The organism is Microcoleus sp. LEGE 07076 (assembly GCF_015207455.1).
Taxonomy (GTDB): domain Bacteria; phylum Cyanobacteriota; class Cyanobacteriia; order Cyanobacteriales; family Microcoleaceae; genus Microcoleus.
Genome location: NZ_JADEWV010000361.1, coordinates 1 through 3,650, shown reverse-complemented (window position 1 = coordinate 3,650; position 3,650 = coordinate 1). Strand labels below are relative to the sequence as shown.

Annotated in this window: 2 protein-coding genes and 1 pseudogene; 2 read left to right on the top strand and 1 reads right to left on the bottom strand. The window is 44.3% G+C overall.

Going from position 1 to position 3,650, the window contains the following annotated elements; all coding sequences use genetic code 11:
• Both IQ270_RS29015 and IQ270_RS29010 read left to right on the top strand, forming a co-directional pair.
• A pseudogene (locus IQ270_RS29015) lies at positions 1-206 on the top strand (hypothetical protein); the annotation flags it as partial.
• 19 nt (positions 207-225) lie between these two features.
• Entirely contained in the window at positions 226-573 is a 348-nt protein-coding gene (locus IQ270_RS29010; protein WP_193976576.1) for a four helix bundle protein, read from the top strand.
• 469 nt (positions 574-1,042) lie between these two features.
• Here IQ270_RS29010 and IQ270_RS29005 read toward each other — a convergent pair whose 3' ends face one another.
• Positions 1,043-2,938, bottom strand: a complete 1,896-nt coding sequence (locus tag IQ270_RS29005; RefSeq protein ID WP_193976575.1) for an ATP-binding protein — start codon at positions 2,936-2,938, stop codon at positions 1,043-1,045.
• Between the last annotated feature and the right edge of the window lie 712 nt (positions 2,939-3,650).

Here is a 3,650-nt window from a genome sequence, read left to right as displayed (position 1 = left end):
CAATGGGGGTGAGGGGTCTGATTCCAAAACAACTAAAAAGTGAGTTGGCAGCCGACAAAGTAAAAATTAATACCGAAGCGGGCAATGTAACTGTGTTTGTAGGAAAATTTGGGGCGGGTGACAACCCTGGGAATTGGGAATTGGGAATTGGGAATTGGGAATTGGGAATTGGTCATTGGGAATTGGGGATTGATGATTTAATATAATTGAGTTTTTGAGGTAATTATGGGAAGACCTGATTTTGAGGAATTAGAGGTTTATAAGTTGGCGGAAAGTTTGGCGAATCAGATTTGGGAGATTGTTAAAAAATGGGATTACTTCACAAAAAATACGATGGGCCAACAGATAGTTCGGTCTGCTGATAATGTCTGTGCTAATATTGCTGAAGGAAGAGGTCGTTATAATGACCGAGATAATCGGCGTTTTGTAAAAATTGCGATTATCTCTTTGTATGAAACCGTAAACTGGTTAAGATTAGCCTATGCTAGACAACTTATCACCAGGGAAGAAGTAAGCAAATTTAAAGCAATTGTCGATAAATTACTACCAAAACTTAACGCTTATTTGAGTTAAACAGGACACAGGGAATAAATTACAAAATAAAGCCCTGTTTGGCCGCGGAGGTGTATGCTCTATGCCCACGAGAGTACCTCATATGAGAGATCGAAAGGCTATACTTATCCCAAAAACCCAATCTTGAACAGGCAGGATGCCTGTTCCACAATAATTATGCCAGATGTCTAATAGACTTCTTGCAAAAATAGTTAGGACGATGCTCGCGTGCCATCCCACAAAAATCTTTTTTATTGTGGGATGTTGCTCTGAGCATCGTCCCACAATTTGATTAAAAGGACTTTTGCAAGAGGACTAATGACTGTTGACTGTTAACTGATGACTAATGACTGTTGACTGTTAACTGATGACTAATGACTGATGACCAATGACTGTTGACCAATGACTGATGACTAATGACTAATGACTGATGACTAATAACTAATAACTAATAACTACTAACTAATAACTACTAACTAATAACTAATGACTATTTTTGAAACAGCGGTTCTTGATAAAGGGGCACAGTAAAAGTAACAGTCGATCCAAGTCCTTCACCCATACTGTAAAAATTGACTGTACCCCCCATTGCTTCTATTAGTTTTTGAGAAATAGCCAATCCCAAACCGATGCCCCCGTATTGTCTGGTACGGGCGCCGTCCACTTGAAAAAACGACTCAAATAATTTATCTTGTTTGTCGAGAGAAACCCCAATGCCAGTATCAGCAACTCGGATTTTAACCATTCCCGGGAACTGCTGGTTGTGAACACTTACCTGTTTTTTAATAACTTCGGCACTGATCCGAATTCCCCCTTCCAGGGTAAATTTAATCGCATTGCCGCTCAGGTTCAACATTACCTGAAGCAGGCGTTGGTAGTTGCAGTACAAAATAATTTCGTCTTCGACAGCGGGTTTTTGAACTTGAAATTGCAATCGCTTTTGCTGCACTTGAACCCGCGTAAAATTCTCAACTTCCTGCAACAGTTCGCCGAGTTTGACGGGAGCGAAGTCTAACTCCATTTTGCCGGCTTCGATTTTAGCGATATCCAAAATATCGTTGATCACATTGAACAAGTGTATTGCCGATCGGTAAGCTTCTTCGATAAATTGGTGCGCTTCTTCGGGGTCATCTGCCATGCCGTCTACAAGCAGTTTCAGGAAGCCGAGGATGCCGTTGAGGGGGGTGCGGAGTTCGTGGGAAGTATTGGCAAGAAATTGACTTTTAAGTTGAGAAAGAGCTACGGCTTCGGCGCGGGCCTGTTCTAATTCTTGGTAAAGTGTAGCGTGGGCGATCGCGCTGCCGACTTGAGCGACTAACTCGCGGGCGAATTCGAGTTCGACTGGACTCCATTTCGGGGAACTGCCACAGCGGTGCAAACAGATCAGGGCATTGGGTTGTTCTTCATAGGAGGTGGCTGCTACGAGGACGGAATGGCGATCGAAGGAATCGGCTGCAGGGGAGGCGTAATCGACTGCTACGGGTGTTAAGGTGGCTAAAGTTTGAATCCACCCGGGCTGTTCGGCGGCGCAGAGTTCTAATCCGAGCATAGAAGAGTAAGGTTCTTGGCGGTATTCAGCTACTACTTTAAAAGTTTTCGATTGGAGACTTTCGATTCGATCGGGTTGCAGCGGGGGCGGTCGATCGCTGGCAATTGACTGTGGCAATTCGGCTGCTGGGGCGGTCGAATTTGGCTGATTTTTCGAGGCTATGAATGGGGAGAATTTGAGAGTTTCGTTGTGTTTTTTTGAGGAACAGATGATGCAGCGGCTCGCGTTTAATACTTGACCCAAACTGTTAGCTGTTTGCCGCCAAATTGTCTCTAGGTCGAGGGTTTTGTGCAGGTTTTGAGCTATTTGGGAGATGATTCTGCGGTCGATTTCCGAGTAGGAAAGGAGCGTTCGACCGATGCGGCTGGCTGGATACAGGATTTGTTCGCAGGTCTCCGAGGGGGATGACAAAGCTCGATCGGGCATAAATTCTGGGGAATCTGGGAACTTAGATGCGGGTTTGTCAGACAGCAGCCTTCCCATAACTAAGACTTTTGTGGCTTTCCCGTTTGAGTCGATCGCCGGAGTGACTGTCAAATCGAACAAAAAATCTTGTCCGGCGCGGGAAAATGGATAGCTGAACCTTTGCGGGACGAGGGTTTCGATCGCCCGGCGCAGCCTGTCGAGATAAGGCGCAGGGGGGATGGGTTCTAGGGTTTCGCTGAGGGGGCGATCGACAATTTCTGCTGCTGTGAGGTTGTACTCCTGAGCTTTTTGCCAGTAAAAAGATAGATATCTACCCGTTGCGTCTTGGGTAAATACTAATTCTGCCCCTAACTCTTCAAAAAAGGCTGTAGAGGCGAGGCTCGATCGCCGGAAATCTGTGTTATAGTCCATCAGATTAGGGGATAAAAGTAATTCGGATTTTTGAGTTTTGACTTTTTGATGCCAAACTCAAGACTCAAAATTGTTTTGGGCTTTGACGGTTAATTTGTGAGTTGCGGTCTTCGGAAGAAGTAAGTTATGCAACGGATTCGTCAGGACGGATTTAACGGATTTAACCGATAGGAGGAAGCATGAAGAAGCAATATATAGCCTTTCGAGCTCTGATATCAGGTACCGCTGGCCAAACAGGGCATTTGCCAAACCGCGCATAGCTCACAACGCGATCGAACCGCTATCATATCTTCTGTTTGAGCAAGGCGAGAATCTCCTAACCTCCGGGCGCGGTTGCTATAGCGATTCAACTACAGAGTTGTTGGATATTTAATTAATGATTCACATATCAAAACTCACACCTTACAACTATTTTAGGTTTCTACCATTGCGTTTTGAGTTATTAATGAGTTCACAAATTATATTTTTATAATTTAGAACTATACTCAAAACTCAAAACTATTTGTTGTCAGCCGTTTTGGGTAATTAAACAATAAAAATTAAGATTTAGGAATTAGTAGCCTGCACAGATTAACAAACTCGTTTGAAAATTACGCCAAAATATGAGGTCTTGAACAACTAAAGCCCGGGGCCCGACAGCGCATTTTTTCCGTCGCAAAGAAGAGTTCCGAGGTTGTGAGTTAGCTGGCTCCAGAGCCGAACAACCTGTAGC

Bases quoted from the DNA above. Each gene is read 5' to 3' on its own strand.
- IQ270_RS29010 (WP_193976576.1), top strand. From the start codon at position 226: ATGGGAAGACCTGATTTTGAGGAATTAGAGGTTTATAAGTTGGCGGAA.
- IQ270_RS29005 (WP_193976575.1), bottom strand. From the start codon at position 2,938: ATGGACTATAACACAGATTTCCGGCGATCGAGCCTCGCCTCTACAGCC.